Origin of the sequence: Cupriavidus sp. KB_39 (assembly GCF_052114485.1) — a bacterium.
Taxonomy (GTDB): domain Bacteria; phylum Pseudomonadota; class Gammaproteobacteria; order Burkholderiales; family Burkholderiaceae; genus Cupriavidus.
Map to the genome: position 1 here is coordinate 1 of NZ_JBFREV010000224.1, position 428 is coordinate 428.

Annotated in this window: 1 protein-coding gene; it reads left to right on the forward strand. The window is 66.6% G+C overall.

From position 1 onward, the window contains the following. On the forward strand, positions 1–428 hold a 428-nt coding region (locus tag AB4Z27_RS29660), incomplete at both ends, for a hypothetical protein (protein ID WP_441646067.1).

Here is a 428-nt window from a genome sequence, read left to right on the forward strand (position 1 = left end):
TTCGCCTTCGACCCGGCCGGCAACCTGCTCGACGATCCCGATACGCGCTGGTATGCGTCCACGCCCGAACATGGACGACGGGCCACCGACAGCCGCCTGACCGGCCACCCCAGGCTGGTGGACAACCTGCTCCGGCAGTACGCGGGCACCCACTATCAATGGGACGAGTGCGGCAACCTCACGGAGCGCCGGATCCATGGCGTGACCGGGTCCTTTACGTGGGATGCCTTCAACCGGCTGGTCGGTTACCGCACTGCGGACCAGTCGGTGCAATACATCTACGACGCGCTCGGGCGCAGGCTGGTCAAGTCGTCATCCGCCCACGGCGTCACGCTCTATGGCTGGGACGGCGACCAACTGGCGTGGGAAAGCCGGCCAGACCGCAGCACGCACTATGTCTACGAGCCCGGCACCTTCGTACCGCTGGC